Here is an 18,017-nt window from a genome sequence, read left to right on the forward strand (position 1 = left end):
CTGCTGAGTCGCTCGCTTGTATTTATGCAGCTCCAACAAGTCTTTGCATTGCGGGATATATTCAATCTATTTCGTCAAAGTCTGTACCGTTTCTTTTGGTTATGCTGGCAATCGCTTCAATTATTTATGTGGTTTCTTTTGTGTGGTGCATCAGGTGTCTTACAAAACCGTTCTTTCCCAGTCATGCCGCATTTACTTTTCCCTTTGTAATTTGTGTTGTTGCGCGTACGCAGACGTCGGCATACCTAGCTGGACTCGGCCAGCCTCTTCAATGGCTCGACGGAATAGCTACTGTTGAAACTGTGCTTGCAGCAGGGCTTTGCATTGTTGTGCTTGTACGGTTACTTGCGTACGTTCGCGATCAGACTTTGTCTAAAGCGAGATCTATGAGTAGCCTGAGGTAACGTTTTTCATTTTGTTTGTTTAGAGTTTCGTGACGGAGCGCGCAACGCGGATGCGGGCGCGGATGTCCGCCACCCAGGAGTCCGCCCTTCTCGGCGATCTCTTGCTTCTCGCTATCCGGTCAATTTCTGCGCCGAGGAGTTGAGCGCTCGTGTCGAAGACGAGCTCTTAATGGGAGGGCATGGCCGGACCCCGATTCTACCAAGGCAGATCTACTGTAGGTACAGATCATACAATGGGAAATGATGCGATGACGGAAGCGGCTTGGACTGTGCTTTCCTCTGCGCTTGCAGCTTTGTCTGTATCGTATGTATTATTGTGAGTAATACATACGATACAGACATCGTTGGAGGCTCACACCATGCTCCTGCAGCTGGACTTCTCAACCGCGGCACCCATCTACCAGCAGATCCGCGATCAGATTGTGCGAGGCATCGCCGAAGGCGAGCTTGCGCCTGGCGAGCGCCTGCCGACCGTGCGGGCGCTCGCATCGGAGTGCGGCGTCAACGCCATGACGGTGAGCAAGGCCTATCAGCTTCTCAAGCAGGAGGGACACGTGCTCGGCGACCGGAGGGGTGGCACCTTCGTGTGCGAGCCCGATGGCAGCTCGGACCCCGATTCCGGCATCATGGACGCGCTGCGGATGCGCCTGGCTGAGCTGGTGGCCGGTGGGATGTCAGGCAAAGAGGTTCTCGCGCTCTGCGAGCACCTGCTGGATGAGATTGCGTATCGCTAGAAGTAAGGAAGTTTATGATGAGCACTGCGACTATCCTATGGCTCTCCTGCAGCTGGACTCCACTCCTCATATGGTGGACGCTCAGGAACAGCGCGCGCTTCAAGAAGAACATTGTCGTCGGCGTCACTTTCCCGCGCGAGGCGCGGGAAGACGTGCAGGTAAAGGCGTTTCTTACCAGCTACCGTCACCTGCAGCTCGCGTGCGCTATCGTGCTCGTGGCTGCGGCACTTGGCGGTGCGGCGACAGGAACGGTACGAGCGTGGGCTGGGTCGAGCATGTTCTGCTGGAGCGTCTGGATACTTGTGGTCTGTATCGTGCCCGAGGTAATCTACGCGCTCACCAACCGCAGGCTCGCGGCCCTGAAGGACGAGCGCGGCTGGCGGCCCAGAGGCGCCGCGGCCCAGCGCGTGACGGTGGCCGATATTGGGGCGGCCGCGCAGTCGTACCCGCGCGTCTCGAGCATATGGTTTGTCCTCATCTGCGCGGCGAGCCTGCTCCCCGTCCTGCTCGACCGTGACAACGTAGTAATCTACCTGCTGTTTGCCGTATGTGTGCTCATGATGTGGGCAATCTTCCGTTGGTGTTACCGCAATCGCAGCGAGGTGGTGGACGACAACACCGCCCTCACGCAGACGCTCACGCGCATACGCCGGCGCGCCTGGGCGAGGGTGTTCCTCGTCGCGGCTGCGTCTTTTGCATTCATGAGCTGGGCGCAGCTCCTCTTCCAGGGTTCAACCAATCTGTACTTTATCGGTATGATGCTTCCCTGCACGGTCCTTGGAATCGTGGCGTTTGCAACCGAGATGCGCGTGCGCAGCCTGCAGGAGCGTCTTACAAAGGCCAGCGGCGAGGGCTTCTACGTGGACGAGGACGATCACTGGATCTTTGGCATCTTCTACTATAACCCCGACGATGCTGAGCTCATAGTGAACGAGCGCGTGGGCATCAACACGTCGATCAACCTGGCACGGCCGGCGGGAAAGGCGATTGTAGTGGCCCTCGCTTGCTCGCTGCTCTGCCTGCCCGTGACGGGAGCGTTCATGGCGGAGGAATTTGGAACTCCTGTGACGCTTGAGTTGAGCGAGCAGACGATTCGGGCACACCACTTGCTCACAACCTATGAGATTGACATGGCCGACGTGGTGTCTGTGGAGCTGGTTGACCAACTTCCCCAGATGACGCGCACGTTTGGTGGCGCGAGTGAAACCTTCCTCGAAGGTAACTTCTCAAGTGACGCGTACGGATCGCTCAAGGTATGCCTGAACCCCGAGGTCGGCCCCTGGCTCCTCGTGCGGACGAGGAGCGGCACAACCTACCTTCTGGGCGCGAGCGATACGGCGCAGACCGAGACCGTTTATGAGGAAGTCCCCTCGGCCTTAGTCGATGCATAGTGTGACCTCTCGCGCCTAAACTCGTCGGTGTACTTGTTGTTGCCCATGCCTTGCCTCGCTTTCTCGGTTGTCTGGGCATATACGATTCCTGGGTTTTGAATCTGGGATGCCCGTGTCCGAAAAAAACGATACAGGTCACTCTGACCCTGATTACGCCCCGTGGTGAGACAACATCGCGGACCACCGGGAGGACGTGGACTAGGGGTGCAGGGTGTAAAAAACGCGACCGAGAGACTGTCCTAGCGTGCGAAAAACGCAATAAAACCACTATAAAATGATGTAAAAAACGCAACTGAAAGCGTATCATAGAGTGTGAAAAACGCATTTCACTTGTTAATTACTATGGGGAGATGAAATCATGCTCAAACGCAAGGCATACCAAAGGCTGGAGGATTGGAAACGATACAAGACGAAGCAGGCACTTCTCGTCAAAGGAGCCCGACAGGTAGGAAAGACGACCCTTGTCAGGCAGTTTGCCGCAGACAACTATGGGATCCTCGCCGAGGTGAACTTCTTCGACAACAAGACTGCCAAAGAGACGGTCATGAGGGCGATTGATGCTGATGACCTGCTTCTACGTCTTTCCGTGCTCAGCGGGAAAGAACTGGAGGCCGGAAAGACCCTCGTCTTCCTCGACGAGATCCAGGAGTGTGGTGCGGACCTGCTCACCTGGATCAAGATGCTCCTTGAACGGACCGACTACGATTACATTCTTTCGGGCTCTCTGCTGGGGATTGAGGTATCCAATATTTCCTCCCTTCCCGTTGGTTTTTTGCAGGAAGTAACCTTGTATCCCCTTGATTTTGAGGAGTTTTGCTGGGCAAGTGGGATAGGCAAGACGGCATTGGAAGCTGTTTCTGCCTGTATGGAATCCCTTACCCCTGTGCCTGATTATCTGCATGATAAGCTTACGGATACCTTTTACCGGTATCTTTTGGTAGGCGGTATGCCTGACGTTGTGCAGGCCTTTGTGGACAACAACGACCTCTTGCGAGCCCGTAATCTGCAGAGGGGAATTGTGAACATGTACAAGATGGACATGGCCAAGTATGTATCGGATACGCTTGAGGCGCGCCAGGTACAAATGGTATACGAGTCCATACCTTCTCAGTTGAATTCTGAGAACAAGCGATTCAAATATGCAAGGCTGGGGAAGAGTCTGAGGTTTGCCAACCTTGAGTTCGCGTTCGACTGGCTTGAGCACGTAGGGGTCGCTCTTCCGGCATTCCGAGTCAATGAGCCGACGTTTCCCCTTGCCGCCCATGAGGACCGAAACATGCTGAAGCTTTACGCAAATGACGTCGGCCTGCTTACCGCCCAAATGATGGGGGATGTCGATATCGATATCCTCAATAGAAGGTCAAGCATAAACTTTGGGTCGATATTTGAGAATGTGGCAGCCCAGGAATTCAGGGCGTGTGGAAGGGAACTGCGCTACTATAATTCCTCCAAGATAGGCGAGGTTGATTTTGTGCTTCAGGGGCAACAAGGAGGCATCGACCTCTGTGAGATAAAGAGTGGTAAGAACTATCGACGCCACAGTGCGCTTGACAATCTCCTAACAACAAAAAACTACAGCTTCGAACATGTCTACGTATTTCATGACGGCAATGTGGATACTCCAGGAGCTTTCGAAGGTGTTACGTATCTCCCTATTTATATGATGGGTATGGCACTGGGCTGACGCAGGAACTGGCTGACCAAGAACCAATTTGTGGTCTCTATTTCACTTCAGCGATGGCATAAAGATGTGGCGCGCTTTCGAGAAGCCCTTCCAGTTGAGCTTTTGCCTCCTGGTTATTCGGGTTTTTGGCGAGAGTAACATTTGCTCGGATGGACGAGTCAAGCCACTCTGTATAGAGCTGCTCAAAGTTGTCAACGGGCGTGATGACATAGGATTTTGTCTGGGTACTTCCATCCGCAAATGTAACAGTTGCCACGAAGGCCGTCTTAGCGAGGGTCTCAGAGAAGCGCTTCTCAAGGGCGACTTGCAAACGGTTATGGTCCTTCTCGTATTGCCATAGTTCTTCGTCGGACGATGTGTCGGTGACCTGAAAAAGCCAATCGCTGAGGGCTTGGATTGTGCCGTCATCGACAAATGAAGCCCTTATGCTGCGGGTCAGGTTCTTCTCGTCATTCTGCTGAAAGTCCCCCACGGTGAAATCCAAGCCGCTTTCGCCTGCGGGACCGTCTTCTGCCTGGTCCTTTACGAGGGAATCGAAGTAGATATGAGTATCGGTATACGTGTTGTCGTTGGGCAGACTGGCGTAGTCTCCCTCAAGAGAATAGGTGAGACTTGCAACGTTTCTTGTTGAGCACGAGAGGTCGATATCATGGGTAACTGACCATACTGAATGGTCCCCGCCACTGAAAGACCCTAGTGCGCTGAGGGTTTCTGTCGGCAGGGGCACCACTGCCCCGCTCTCGTCCGGTGTTTCTTGGGCGAAAGCCTTGAGGGTGAAGAAATTCCCGCCTGAGGAACCCCCAAAGATCCCAAGCCCCACAAAGACTGCTCCCGCTGCTGCGGCTATGCCGCCGACATAGAAAAATCTGCGTCGGGTCATCGTCAGTTTGTGCTGTGGTGGGGAATCAGCCTGCATTGATAGCCCGTGCTGTGGTACGTGGCGAGAAGCATCTGTCTCGGCAGAGACCTTGGCATCAATTGCACGAGCTTCTCGCAATACCTTTTCTCTTACGGTGTAGGGGAGCTTGGCTTCCTTGGAAATCATTTTAAGCTCATCCATTGGGTTGGGGCTGTGGTGTGAACTGGTATGAGTCGGCTTATGCATAGCTATCCTCCTGTCTCAAGTTGGAAGTTTCTTCAAGTAGCGACCGTATCTGCCTGCGGGCGCGATACAGCCTTGTGCGGACGGTCGTCGGCGAGCACCCCAAGATGTGGGCGATCTCATGTGTCGGATAATCCTCGATATAGTGGAGAAGCACGACTTCCCTCAGTTTTTCGGGCAACTGCCCGATGGCCTGCCACAAGGCATTTGCCTCAAGCCTTCCGAGCACCTCGTCCATTACCTCGTTTGCGGGATATACCGCCCGGGCATCTGTCATCTGGGGTGACGGCCCATTTTGTGAGGTCTCTAGCGTGTCTGTTGCATCTATGGCCTCGACCCGGCTGTTCCAGGGTGCCCGATGCAGCTCGTGACATCTGTTGATGGTCACCCGCAGCAGCCACGCCTTGAGATGTTCTTCACTCGAGAAGACCGTGTTGCTGGTAAGTAGCCTGATGAATACATCCTGTGCGACGTCTTGTGCGTCTGCGACCGAGCGGGTCTGGTTGAGCGCCACGAGATAGACGGTCCCGCCCCATCTGTCCATCGCCTGTCGGATGAACTCCTCGCTGCTGCTGTCATTGCGAAGGTTGCTGTCGGCATGAAGACTGTCGATGGTGTGGCCGTCCTTTCTTGCCCTATTGCCTCCGCCTTGCTTTCGAGTCTCGATGATAATCGCCTCCCCTCACCTTTAATATGCGCGAAAAGAGGGAAACGTTCCATTACATGAACAAGATATTTCGCAAATTGACTAGTGTAGACTGGCGTATAGGGATGCCATCGGGATGCCATCGGAAAGCGTGGCATCAGAACTTCATGGCATGAGGTATGAGGCATCGAGATATAGGGGCGACAAGATATACGGTATTGGGTTTGGTCGTCCTTTCGAGGGGGAGACATGTATGGATAAGGAACCGTCTTGGGAGACTCCTCGCAGGGCTCACTTTACCCATGAAGAGGACGTGGCATTTCTCCGCAGGACAATCAAGGTTTCAAGAGATTCCCGCTCACACGGGAACACTCTGTTTGGCGACATCCTGGTAGACGAACACAAGAATATCGTGCTTGAACAGGAGAACGTCAAAATTACCGAGCATCGCTGCATTGCACATGCCGAGACCATGCTGGCAGATTGGGCTTCGCACGAATTTGACCGCGACTATCTTTGGCAGTGCATGCTTTATACAACGGCCGAACCTTGTGCTATGTGTGTGGGTGCTATTTACTGGGCAAACATCGGTCGTGTGGTCTTTGCCATGACGGAGCGTGACCTTCTTGCCATGACGGGAAGCAGCGAGCAAAACCCCACTATGGATATGCCCGCTCGGAGCATCTTTGCCTCAAGTCAAAAGAATATCGAGGTTATAGGACCATTTCCAGAGCTGATTGAAGAGGCGGCTGCGGCCCATGTGGGCTATTGGGGTGAGTAGGGAGTTAAGGTAAAGTCAGGGCTTTTAAGGTCAGGGCATCTTCGTTACGATCACCAAGGGGTACTTTTATAACAGAGGGGGAGAGACATGCCAAAAAAGCTTGAAGTATACCGAAGAGGGGTTTGCCGATAGGGTCTTCCACCTTCATCTGCGTCTTACCGGGGATAACGATGAGCTCTATTTCCGCGATTACCTGTGCGATCATCCTGAAGATGCCGAGAATTACCAGCTCCTGAAGCTCTCACTCTGGAAGAAGTTTGAGTACAACAGGGATGCCTACACGGATGCGAAAGGCGACTTCATCAAGCGCTGTACCGATCTTGCGCATCTTGCCTACGGCGACAGATATGCAACCAGAACGAGAGAAACGGACTAGTCACCGTAATCTATGTGGCAAAAGAGGAGATGGCAAGACTCATGCGGGCAGATAAAAGGTATTTCGATAAAGCCATGGGCTCATTGGCGGTTCTTCTCTCGTTGGTGCCTACGGTCGTTCTGTCTGTCATGTGGAATTCGATTCCCCAGTTGATACCGGCCCATTGGTCGGCGGACTCTATTGACCGATGGGGACAGAAATGGGAGCTTCTTATTGTTCCTACAATATGCCTGATATCTGGTCTTATGTTGGCAGTCTACGCGTTTAAGCGGGATTCAGATGATATGAACGGCGCAAATAACACAGATGGAGCAAACTCTCACTTTATCGTAAGGAACAGAAGACTTGCGATCGCTTTTTTGACAATCGCCCTGTTCTCGTTCTCTGCCCTGTCCCTTGTGCATACCTACCTGTCATTGCAGGCAGGAGAACCCATAACACTCCAATCCTACGGGATGACTCTCTTTTACATCATAGACGGCTTAGTTTTTATTCTATTGGGAGTTGTTTTTCCGATAGGTTCCGTGAACGCGTCTTCTAGATTAAGGCGACTCAACAGTGCCTATGCCAAGGGCCTCCTTATTCTGGCGGGAGCGACGATCCTTCTGTTCTGTGGCACCGGCTTTCTGAGAGGGCATGCCGCCTTACTGTTGATGTCTGTAATGATTATCGTGCCGGCAGTGCTTATCTCGGTCTCTTCTTATCGCAACCAACAAGAGGGGTCCTTGTGACGAGGGATGTGTCTAAGGGGCCGAAGAGAAGTCCGAAGACAAGTCCGAAGACAAGTCCGAAGAAGAGGTTCGAAGAAGAAGTCCGAAGACAGGCACCACAGGCACCAACACTGGCTAGTTGTACGACCTATCCGACTGGAGGGCCTCAAGAAGTAAGTTGTACTTGGTGTCTAATTCCTCTTCTCGCCAAAGGTTTTCCGAAATCCGCTAAAATACCGCGACCATTAGGTATTTTCACGGCGAGAAGTGCCTCGAAAGGGGCCAAATCTACCTAATGGTCGGCATTTCCTAGCGGCGGATACCTAATGGTCATGATTCTTTAGCAGTCTTGGGTAGTTGCCACCTTCTAGCAGCCTTTGAGAGCAAATACTGACTTCTGCCGCGAGTATCCGATGAAACATTGATGGCCAAATGGAGCAATTCCGGCCGAATAGAGTATCTAAGGTTCAGGATTTGTTTTAGCATGGAGTGAAGTTAGTTGTATCTAACATTAGGGTTATAGAGCTATAGGGACTATAGACCCTGCTATAGATTCCGCTACAGGTTCATGTCGTAAAGAACACGTGAGTTGACGTGTTCGGAAAGGATATCTCCATGTCTCACGTTTCTAACGGCAATGCGGATACCACTCCCGTCCGCGGCAATGTCAAACAAGATGCCGGACAAAACGCCGATCGAAACACCGGAAAGATGCTCAAGGGCCGCGACCTCATCACCACGGGCATCTTCTTCGCCCTGTACTTCATCCTCACGATGATTCCGATGTTCATTTCGGGTATCTCACCATTCATCTGGGTGCTCTTCCCCGGCCTCGCGGCGATTCTCGGCAGCATTCCGTTTATGCTGCTCTGCGCCCGCGTACAGAAGCCGGGAGCCATTCTCATCATGGGTACGGTCATGGCGATCTTCTGTGCCATGATGGGCTATTTCATCCTGGCGTTCGGCCTGTTCTTCGGTGGCGCACTTGTTGCAGAAGCCATCCGTTGGGCCACCGGATACAGGAGTTGGTGGGGCAATGCCGTGGCCTTCATGTTTTTCTCGCTTGGATGGATGTCATCGCCTCTGCCGATGTGGCTCTTCCACGACCAGTTCATGGTCAAGATCAGCGGCATGGGTATGCAGGCAGAATATGTCGCGGCATGCGAGGCGGTGGCCGCTCCGCCCTTCATGGTGCTGTGCATCGGTTTCACCCTTGTTGGCGCAGTTATCGGGGTATTTCTCACCAGGGCCCTTTTCAAGAAGCACTTTCTCAAAGCAGGTCTTGCCTGATGAAGCGGAAGGGAGAAGGGCTTCTTGCCCTCGATCCTCGGACCCAGATGGGGCTTGTCATCACGACGACGCTCGTCGCGTTTGTTCCCAAGCCATTTTGGCTTGAGGCCGCTACTGTGGTTTGGCTGGCACTGTTGCAGGCGCTCTGTGGGCATCCTTGGATGGCCGTCGGCTATCTTGCGGGTTTTGCTGCGGTAATCTGGCTGCTCGACTATGCGTTTGCCTTTGAGGCCGCGGCATTTCTCGGCATGTTCGCCTTCTGTTTCACTCTCTGGAGAAGGACGTTTGCGGCGGTCATGGCGGCTTCGCTGCTTGCGAGGGAGAATTCCGTCCATCGTATAGTTGCGGCGATGAGAAGGCTTTCCGTTCCCGAAGCCGTGTTGGTTCCCTTTGCGACGGGGCTTCGCTATCTTCCCACGTTTCGACAGGAGGCAAGCCATATCCGTGACGCCATGCGTCTCAGGGATGTTCCTCTGTCTGAGAAGGCAGAGGCATTTGTAGTGCCGCTCATGATGTCGGCGACGACTACGGCGGACGAGCTCTCTCGTGCGGCAGTCTGCCGCGGCATTGAGAATCCCGCCCCACGTGCCGATACCGAGCGATTGCATATGGGGATTGCGGATTGGGCTGTGCTTACCGTAGGGCTTGCAGTCTGTCTATACACACTTTTCGGAGGCGCACGATGAACATCATTGAGATGGACCGTGTGACCTGCATGGCTCAGGGCGAGCCGCAAGCCACGCCTCAGGATATGCCGCAAACCACGGCGCAAGGTACCGTACGATGCATCCCGCAAGGCGAGAAGATCTTGGATGATGTCTCCCTTGACGTCCGCCAGGGAGAATGCGTGCTTCTGTGCGGGCCTTCGGGTATGGGCAAGACGACACTGACAAAATGCATCAACGGGCTCATTCCATCCTTTGAGTTGGGGATAGGGCTCGTTGGGGCGGTGAGGGTCTGCGGCCTTGTGCCCGGAACCTGTGAAACGTATGAACTCGCAAAACGTGTGGGTTCGGTATTTCAAAACCCCAAATCGCAGTTCTATCACTTGACTTCGGACGACGAGCTTGTCTTCGGTCTTGAGAATGCCGGCGCCGATGTGGGACGCATTGAGAGGCGTCGTTCAGAGGTGGTCTCGGAGATGGGCATTCAAAGGCTCCTTCACAGGGATGTCTCAAAGATGAGTGGGGGAGAGAAACAGGCATTGGCCTTTGCATCGGTTGCCGTGGCGGACCCAGATGTCTATGTACTCGACGAGCCGACCGCCAACCTCGATGCTGCCGCCATCGACGTGCTCCGGCGTCAGATTGCCGGCGTGGTCGCATTGGGGAAGACCGTCATCGTCGCCGAGCATCGCCTGGCGTTCTTGCACGGCATCATCGACAGGGCCGTGCTTCTTGAGGATGGCCGCATAAAGCGGAGTATGTCTTCTAGAGAGCTCATGGGGCTATCGGAGAAAGAGCGCGCCTCGCTTGGTCTCAGGATCGTCAATCCGGCCTCCCTCCCGGCCTTTTCCGTTGAGCGGCCGGTCAGTTTTTCCGCCGCGCCTAAAAAGCGCGGGGTGTCCCTCCGCAACTTCACGGTCCTCCGTCATGGCGAGCCTGTATTCAGCCCCCTTAACCTCGATATCTGTCCTGGTGAGATTGTAGGTCTTGTCGGTGCCAACGGTTCTGGCAAGTCAACGCTCCTGCGGGGCTTGGCGGGCCTTGAGCGCAGGACGGGCGGGGGGTTCTTTTTAGATGCCGCCGAAGTGCCCCGCCGTCAAAGGCGCAAGGTCTGTTCGATGGTCATGCAAGACGTCAACCACCAGCTCTTTAGCGACAGCGTGTGGGGAGATTGCGAGCTGTCGTGTCCCGATGCGGGGAAGATCGGGGAGGTTTTGGGAGCCCTCGACCTTCTCGCCCTCTCCGACAGACATCCCATGTCGCTTTCGGGAGGGCAGAGGCAGCGGCTTGCCATGGCAGATGCCATACTTGCCGGTCGACCCGTCGTCTTGCTCGACGAGCCGACAAGCGGCCTGGATCTTAGGCACATGATCGAGGCAGGTGTGCTGATCAAAGGAATCGCCGCCCAAGGAGCCTGCGTCATCGTGACCACGCATGATGTCGAGTTCTTGGTGCGGACCTGCGATCGCGTATACAGCCTCGAGCAAGAATCGAATTCGTAAAGCGAGGCATCATGTCGGACGATATGAAGCGGTTTTTACGCGGTGTTGAGCACGATGCCGACATCTCCGTCTCAACTGAGGACGGCTGGCAGGTTGTCGATGTCAGAAATGAGACTGGAGAGGGCAGGATGCTGTTCACAAGCGTTCTCCCTGGGGTCTACTTTACGTACAACGATTTCGATATGGCGGGGTGCACCACGGACTTTGCAGCTCCGGAAGGCCGTTATCTGGGCATCAATCATTGCTCTGCGGGACGCATTGAGCAGAGGATGCCGGGCGGCGTATTCTCATATATCTCGACGGGCGACCTTAAGATCTCCGACTTCGCGAACCATGCCGGCATCTATGTCTTCCCGACCGAGCACTACCGTGGAGTTACTTTCAACTTTGATATAGAGATCTGTGAGGATTCTCTTCCGCGCTTGCTTGACGGGTTCCCGGGGAGTCCCCGTATGCTTCGCGAGAAGTTCTGTCGGAAGCATCCTCCTTACGTGCTGCACGATTTCCAGCCTGCCGAGAGGCTCCTCGCAAGCCTCTATGGGACCAAACCTGCGTTTCTCAGACCTTATGCCCAAATCAAAGCCCTTGAGTTGCTCCTGCTCCTTGCAGATGTCGACTATAGCGAGGGTTCCCAGCACATCGACTATTTTGAGAGCGTCCGGGTCGAGAAGGTCAAGAGGGCGCGCGACATCATGATCGCCGACCTTTCGGTCGCGCATACCGTACGTGAACTAGCGCAGGAAGTGGGGCTCTCCCTGACCGGGTTCAAGGATTGCTTCAAGGGGGTCTATGGTATGCCGCCGTATGGCTATCTTAAGTCATGCCGGATGGAGAGGGCTTCCGAACTGCTCCTTTCGGGAGACCTCCCCATTGCAGACATTGCCGGCATAGTCGGGTATGACAGTCCGTCCAAGTTTACGGCGGCATTCAAGGAGTCCATGGGGCTGACACCAACAGCCTACAGGCTCCATGAGGGAAAGAGAGGGTGATGTCATGGCAGACAAGAAAACCCAGGTAGCCGCGAAGGGCCAAATCGGCCAGACGGGCGAGAAGGGCCGGATGGGCCAAAAGGGCCAGACAGGCGGTAACCCGAGGTCTGTCGACCATACGCACAAAGATACGTCCGGTTGGCTTAAGACTTTGCTCTCCTATGTATCGCGCTGTCGGGGACGCATGATAGTCGCGGAGGCTGCATCGGTCATAAGTGTCTTCTCGGGCCTCGTCCCGTTTTATGCCGTCTATCGGATCATCGATCTTGTCGTCGTGAGTGTCGGGGGCACATTTGCATGGGATGCCGTGTTTGGATGGGCCGCGCTTGCAGGCATAGGATATCTAGCCAAACAGCTCCTCTTTGCCGTCTCCACTATGAACTCGCATATCGCCGCCTATACAATCCTGGCCGGGTTACGCGATGATATTGCAGAGAGACTCATGGGCGCCTCGCTGGGAACGGCACAGGCGACCTCCGTCGGTGAACTCAAGGACGTCATCGTCGACCGTATCGAGCAGATTGAAGTCCCCCTTGCGCATATGGTCCCGGAGCTCTCCGCCAACATGCTTTTGGCCGTCGCCATTGCCGTCTGGCTTGTCCTTATCGACTGGCGCCTTGCACTGGCGGCCGTTGCCACCGTGCCGATCACCCTTCTGGTGATGACCCTTAGCATGCAGAGCTATTACAAGATGTACGGCGGCTATATGGCCGAGCAGGATCACGTCAACTCCGTTGTGGTCGAATATATCGAGGGCATCCGTGTGGTCAAGGCATTCAACCAAGCTACAAGTTCCTACGAGAAGTTCGCACAGGCCGTTCGGGGCTTTTGCGATTATACGGTGGCATGGATGAGGACATCGAGGGTGTCGATGGGGCTTGCCCTCTCGCTCCTGCCGACGACGCTTTTAGGTGTGGTGCCTGTGGGTATCGCGCTTTATCTGGGAGGGTCCCTTACTGTGGCGCAGTTTGCACTTGCATGTGTCCTCGCAATGGCAATCGTGATGCCCGTCACCTATTTGGGGACGAGTTTCAACGAGATGAACCTCATGTCGTATGTCATTGCCGATGCACAGGCCTTTCTCAAGCTCCCCGAGCTCTCCCAACCCACCGAAGCCGTTGTGGTACATGGGTATGGCGTGCGCCTCTCCCACGTCCGTTTCTCCTACGACGGGAAGACCGAGGTACTCCACGATATCTCCTTCGATGCGCCCGCCGGGACGTTTACGGCACTTGTCGGCCCCAGCGGTTCAGGCAAGTCCACGATGGCACGGCTTATCGCCCGCCATTGGGATGTCGGGGAGGGCGGCGTCTCCATCGGTGGCACAGACGTGAGGGACATGCCTCTCTCCCAGCTCTCCTCGCTGGTGAGTTACGTGTCTCAAGACGACTTCCTGCTTGACGGGACCCTGCGCGAGAACGTTGCCTTAGGTAAGCCCGGTGCTTCTGACGATGAGGTGGGCGCGGCGGCGGCCGCGGCAAGCTGCGACGAGTTCGTCAACCGCCTGCCTTACGGTTGGGATACGCCTGCGGGAGAGGCGGGTCACGCACTTTCCGGCGGGGAGCGTCAACGCATCTGCATCGCCCGTGCGATCTTGAAGGACGCACCCGTTGTGGTGTTCGACGAGGCCACGGCCTTTGCAGACCCCGAGAACGAAGCACACATCCAGCGTTCTGTCGCCCGTCTCGCGGAAGGAAAGACGCTCATTGTCATTGCACACCGCCTGTCGACGATCGTCTCGGCGGACAACATCTGTGTAGTTGATGATGGGCGCATCGTTGCGCAGGGGACCCATGAAGAACTTCTCGAGAGGTGCCCCCTCTATGCACGGATGTGGAGTGCCCATATCGGTGCCGGTACATGGGCGGCTGGATCTCACGGGGAATCCAGCGAGGGATCTCCTGAGGAGCTTTATGGAAGATCTCACGGGGAATCCCACGGGGAGTCCCAGAGGGAAGGTGACGTACGATGATCAGGTCGTTCAAACGTATCATGGCATGGGTCGGCAGTCGAAAAGGCCGTGTCTATGCAGGCTTTCTACTTTCTGTCGTCATTGCCGTTGCCACCGCCTCACCGACGTTCATAGCGGCTTGGGTCCTTGGCAGCCTTGTCGCAGACGCACGCGGGGAGGCGCCCATAGACTCCCAGCTCATATGGGTCTCTCTTCTCGCCATAGCGGCCTGTGTTGTCATCAGGTTCATATTTACCGTGCTCAAATCCCATATTCAAGAGAGTGTCGGCTACGAGACTGCGGCGGACGAGCGCCTCGCCGTCGGCGATGTGCTCAAGCGTGTGCCCCTCGGGTATTTCCAGCAGATGAAGATTGGCGACATCCTTACCGGCGTCACCACCAACCTCAACATGCTCGAACTTGAGGGAGTACGGCGGATCGACGGGGCTCTGGAAGGGTATGTCTCGGCCGCCATCATCACACTCTGGCTTTTTAGGGCGAGCCCTCTTTGTGGGGCGATCTCGCTCTTTGCGATCCTTCTGGTCTCATTTACCCTGATTGCCGTGAACCGGGCCGCAGCCCGTCTCACACCTGCTGCCAAGACGGCGACAGAGCGCCTGTCTGGTGCAGTCGTCGAACTGTACCGTGGCCTTGGGACGGCAAAATCATACGGGACGAATAGGTCTGTACTGCGACCTTATACATCCTCGGTTGACGATCTTCGCCGTGCTCGCATTGACATCGAGCTTGGGTACACGCCCCCTAACGTCACCCATAAGCTCATACTTGAGGTGGCGTCCGTCACCCTTGTCGTTGCGGCGGTCTCTGCGCTTGTCGCAGGGAGTCTCCAGTTGTGGGAGTTTTTCGGTATCGCGCTCTTCTCGGCAACAATCTTTGGCTCCATTGAGCGCCTGACCGACTCCGCCCACATATTTGCCGACCTCAGTGATTCCCTTGACCGCATCGAAGCCATTGAGGATGCCGAGTTTATCGATGCCGACGGCAGCGATGTCAAACTGGACTCATACGGCATCGGATTCGACAAGGTCTGCTTTTCCTACGGGGAGCGAGAGGTCCTCCACGACGTCACGTTTGACATACCCCAGGGGACGACCTGCGCCATCGTGGGTCCAAGCGGTTCAGGGAAGACCACGATATCCAGCCTTATGGCGCGCTTCTACGACGTCGATAGCGGGGCGGTGCGTGTCGGCGGCCACGACGTCCGTGAATTCACGGTGGACAGCCTGTTGAGGAATTTCTCGATGGTGTTCCAAGATGTCTACCTGTTCAATGACACCCTGGAGGCCAACATTGCGTTTGGGACTGCCGGCGCAACGCATGAGCAGGTGGTCGAAGCTGCCAAACGCGCACGGTGTCACGATTTTATCAGCGCCCTGCCCAACGGTTATGACACGATTGTGGGCGAGGGAGGCGCAAGCCTTTCCGGGGGAGAGCGCCAGCGCATCTCGATTGCCCGGGCGTTGCTCAAGGATGCCCCTATCGTGGTGCTTGATGAGGCGACGGCTTCAATCGATCCGGAGAACGAACAGCTTATCCAACAGGCACTTACGGAACTTACGCGCGAGAAGACCGTGGTGGTCATAGCACACAGGCTTGCGACTATCGAACATGCCGACCAGATCCTTGTGGTAGAGGATGGTACCGTCGTTCAGAGGGGGACCCATGAGGAGCTTCTCGCGCAAGAAGGTGTGTACCGGCGCTTTGTTGAGGCACGTGCCGAGGCGGAAGGGTGGAAGATAGGATAGTCGCAGGCCGTCAGGGAAGTTCAGGCATTGCAACACGTCCGTTTGATGATTTGTATCAAATGGGTTCATTTTTTGTTGTTATCAGCATGAAATCAGCGTGTATGTGGGACACTAAATACCAGTGAATACTGACCCGGTCAAGAAAGGACGGCTCATGGCATACGAGTCTCGCGAAGAAATAGACAGCAAATATAAGTGGGATCTGTCCTCAATGTTCCCTAGTGATGAGGCATTTGAGGCTGGACTTGAGGAGCTCAAGGCTTATTGCCCAAAGCTGCTTGCATTCAAGGGCAAGATTTCCACCTCCGCACAGGATCTTCTGGAGTTCCTGCAGCTTGAGGACAAGATGACCCTTCTGCTCTACAAGATTATCAACTACGCCGAGCGCAAGAGTGACGAGGACACCCGCGTTGCTAAGTATCAGGCATACGTCGCAAACGCTACCAGCGCATATACTCAGGTTGGCGAGGCAACATCTTGGTTTGCCGCAGAGCTTCTGGCCATTCCAGCAGAATCTGTCGAGAAGTTCTATGCAGAGGTTCCAGCTCTTGAGTTTTATCGTCGTAAGCTCAACAAGATCTTGAACCAGCGTGAGCACACCCTTTCTGCTGAGGAAGAGGCTCTTTTGGCGCGCGCTGAAGAGCTTGCTGTTCAGCCAACCAACATCTTCTCCATGTTTGATGACGCGGACCTTACCTTCGATGACGCAATTGATTCCGAGGGCAAGACTCATAAGCTGACCAGCGGCTCATTTGTTCCTCTGCTGATGGATGGAGACCGCGTCCTGCGTGAGTCTGCATTCAAGCAGCTTTACAGCCGTTTTGGTGAGTTCCGCAACACTTCCGCTGCAATTCTGACCAGCCAGGTTAAGAACCTGCAGTTCTTCTCGTCATCTAGAAAATATGCAAGCTCCCTTGAGGCCGCTCTTGCAGAGAACGAGATTCCTGTTGAGGTCTACAACAACCTCATCGATGCCGTTCACCAGAACTTTCCAGCGTTCTACAAGTACGTTGACCTGCGCAAGCGTGTCATGGGCTTGGATGAGCTGCACTTCTGGGACGTTTACACTCCTCTAGTTGACGACGTTGACATGAAGTTCACCTACGAGGAGGCTTGCGACCTTATTGTTAAGGCGCTGGCACCTATGGGTGAGGAGTACGTTAACCTGGTCAAGAAGGGCCTGGAGAGCCGTTGGGTTGACGTGTACGAAACCCCAGGTAAGCGCTCCGGCGCTTATTCCGCAGGTGGTAAGGGCATGAACCCTGTTATGCTCCTCAACTTCCAGGGCGGTCTTGACGACGTTTACACCCTTATTCACGAGATGGGCCACTCCCTGCACACGTATTTCTCGTCCCACAACCAGGAGATTACCTACTCTGATTACTCCATCTTTGTTGCAGAGGTTGCATCTACCTGCAACGAGGCGCTGCTCTCGCACTACCTGCTTGAGCACGAGACTGATCCCGCTCGCCACGCGTACATCCTTAACCACTTCCTTGAGGGCTTCCGTGGCACCATCTATCGCCAGTGCATGTTTGCCGAGTTTGAGCGCGATATCAGCCAGATGAACGCTGACGGTGTGGCGCTGAACGCCGAGGTTCTCTCTGAGCGCTATGGCAAGCTTTGCGCAGAGTATTTTGGACCTGGCATTGAGCTGGACGAAGAGATCAAGCTAGAGTGGTCGCGCATCCCTCACTTCTACTACAACTTCTACGTCTATCAGTACTGCATTGGTTTTTCGGCGGCTATTGCCCTGTCGCAGCGCATCCTTTCCGAGGGCGAGCCTGCGGTCAAGGATTACATCGGCTACCTGTCCGGCGGTTGCTCCAAGACTCCAATCGAGCTGCTTCGCGGCGCTGGCGTTGACATGGCTACTCCAGACCCCGTTAACGCTGCGCTCAAGTACTTTGGCGAGCTTGTCGATCAGCTTGAGCAGGAGCTCAACTAAGCGCGTAACCGAGCACGATTTCCGCTGGCAGTCCATCTACCAGCATGTAGTTCATATGGCGAGAAACCCCGTCTAGTA

The 18,017-nt window shown here is 55.0% G+C and carries 16 protein-coding genes; 14 read left to right on the plus strand and 2 right to left on the minus strand.

Annotation, left to right across the window (positions count from 1 at the left end; all coding sequences use genetic code 11):
* From HMPREF1492_RS07755 to HMPREF1492_RS02985, 4 genes are all read left to right on the plus strand, one after another.
* Window positions 1-210, plus strand: a 210-nt coding sequence (locus HMPREF1492_RS07755; protein ID WP_232215598.1) for a hypothetical protein, incomplete at its 5' end; no start/stop codon positions are given.
* A 553-nt stretch (window positions 211-763) separates the two neighbouring features.
* Window positions 764-1,138 (plus strand): GntR family transcriptional regulator, encoded by a 375-nt coding sequence (locus tag HMPREF1492_RS02975; protein WP_035435772.1) that lies wholly within the window; start codon window positions 764-766, stop codon window positions 1,136-1,138.
* A gap of 14 nt (window positions 1,139-1,152) precedes the next feature.
* A complete protein-coding gene (locus HMPREF1492_RS02980) occupies window positions 1,153-2,529 on the plus strand; it encodes a hypothetical protein (protein WP_035435774.1) in 1,377 nt (458 codons plus the stop codon).
* A gap of 358 nt (window positions 2,530-2,887) precedes the next feature.
* The gene (locus tag HMPREF1492_RS02985; protein ID WP_035435777.1) at window positions 2,888-4,213 is read left to right on the plus strand and encodes an ATP-binding protein; all 1,326 of its coding nucleotides are present in this window, start codon (window positions 2,888-2,890) and stop codon (window positions 4,211-4,213) included.
* Window positions 4,214-4,250: 37 nt separating this feature from the next.
* Here the strand turns inward: HMPREF1492_RS02985 and HMPREF1492_RS02990 are convergent, their stop codons facing one another.
* Both HMPREF1492_RS02990 and HMPREF1492_RS02995 read right to left on the minus strand, forming a co-directional pair.
* The gene (locus HMPREF1492_RS02990) at window positions 4,251-5,318 is read right to left on the minus strand and encodes a hypothetical protein (RefSeq protein ID WP_035435779.1); all 1,068 of its coding nucleotides are present in this window, start codon (window positions 5,316-5,318) and stop codon (window positions 4,251-4,253) included.
* Window positions 5,311-5,859, minus strand: a complete 549-nt coding sequence (locus HMPREF1492_RS02995) for an RNA polymerase sigma factor (RefSeq protein ID WP_051479374.1) — start codon at window positions 5,857-5,859, stop codon at window positions 5,311-5,313. The genes HMPREF1492_RS02990 and HMPREF1492_RS02995 overlap by 8 nt, the downstream gene beginning before the upstream one ends.
* A gap of 355 nt (window positions 5,860-6,214) precedes the next feature.
* Here HMPREF1492_RS02995 and HMPREF1492_RS03000 point away from each other — a divergent pair, with 355 nt between their 5' ends.
* The 10 genes from HMPREF1492_RS03000 (at window position 6,215) to pepF (ending at window position 17,939) form a co-directional block, all read left to right on the plus strand.
* Window positions 6,215-6,742, plus strand: a complete 528-nt coding sequence (locus HMPREF1492_RS03000; protein ID WP_051479375.1) for a nucleoside deaminase — start codon at window positions 6,215-6,217, stop codon at window positions 6,740-6,742.
* Window positions 6,743-6,842: 100 nt separating this feature from the next.
* A complete protein-coding gene (locus HMPREF1492_RS03005; RefSeq protein ID WP_232215599.1) occupies window positions 6,843-7,118 on the plus strand; it encodes a GrpB family protein in 276 nt (91 codons plus the stop codon).
* Window positions 7,119-7,147: 29 nt separating this feature from the next.
* Window positions 7,148-7,849: a DUF1648 domain-containing protein gene (locus HMPREF1492_RS03010; RefSeq protein WP_035435781.1), complete on the plus strand. Its 702-nt coding sequence runs from the start codon at window positions 7,148-7,150 to the stop codon at window positions 7,847-7,849.
* A 594-nt stretch (window positions 7,850-8,443) separates the two neighbouring features.
* On the plus strand, window positions 8,444-9,118 hold the full coding sequence (locus HMPREF1492_RS03015) for an MptD family putative ECF transporter S component (RefSeq protein WP_084054970.1): 675 nt from the start codon (window positions 8,444-8,446) through the stop codon (window positions 9,116-9,118).
* A complete protein-coding gene (locus HMPREF1492_RS03020) occupies window positions 9,118-9,804 on the plus strand; it encodes an energy-coupling factor transporter transmembrane component T (RefSeq protein WP_051479376.1) in 687 nt (228 codons plus the stop codon). Before HMPREF1492_RS03015 ends, HMPREF1492_RS03020 begins: the two co-directional genes overlap by 1 nt.
* The gene (locus HMPREF1492_RS03025) at window positions 9,801-11,285 is read left to right on the plus strand and encodes an ABC transporter ATP-binding protein (protein ID WP_232215600.1); all 1,485 of its coding nucleotides are present in this window, start codon (window positions 9,801-9,803) and stop codon (window positions 11,283-11,285) included. Before HMPREF1492_RS03020 ends, HMPREF1492_RS03025 begins: the two co-directional genes overlap by 4 nt.
* A gap of 11 nt (window positions 11,286-11,296) precedes the next feature.
* Window positions 11,297-12,274: a helix-turn-helix domain-containing protein gene (locus HMPREF1492_RS03030; RefSeq protein WP_035435782.1), complete on the plus strand. Its 978-nt coding sequence runs from the start codon at window positions 11,297-11,299 to the stop codon at window positions 12,272-12,274.
* 4 nt (window positions 12,275-12,278) lie between these two features.
* Window positions 12,279-14,246, plus strand: a complete 1,968-nt coding sequence (locus tag HMPREF1492_RS03035; protein ID WP_232215601.1) for an ABC transporter ATP-binding protein — start codon at window positions 12,279-12,281, stop codon at window positions 14,244-14,246.
* Window positions 14,243-15,991 (plus strand): ABC transporter ATP-binding protein, encoded by a 1,749-nt coding sequence (locus tag HMPREF1492_RS03040; protein WP_035435784.1) that lies wholly within the window; start codon window positions 14,243-14,245, stop codon window positions 15,989-15,991. Before HMPREF1492_RS03035 ends, HMPREF1492_RS03040 begins: the two co-directional genes overlap by 4 nt.
* 154 nt (window positions 15,992-16,145) lie before the next feature.
* Window positions 16,146-17,939, plus strand: a complete 1,794-nt coding sequence (gene pepF, locus HMPREF1492_RS03045; protein WP_035435786.1) for an oligoendopeptidase F — start codon at window positions 16,146-16,148, stop codon at window positions 17,937-17,939.
* Window positions 17,940-18,017: the final 78 nt, after the last annotated feature.

This window comes from Atopobium sp. BS2 (genome assembly GCF_000565075.1).
Classification (GTDB): Bacteria; Actinomycetota; Coriobacteriia; order Coriobacteriales; family Atopobiaceae; genus Lancefieldella.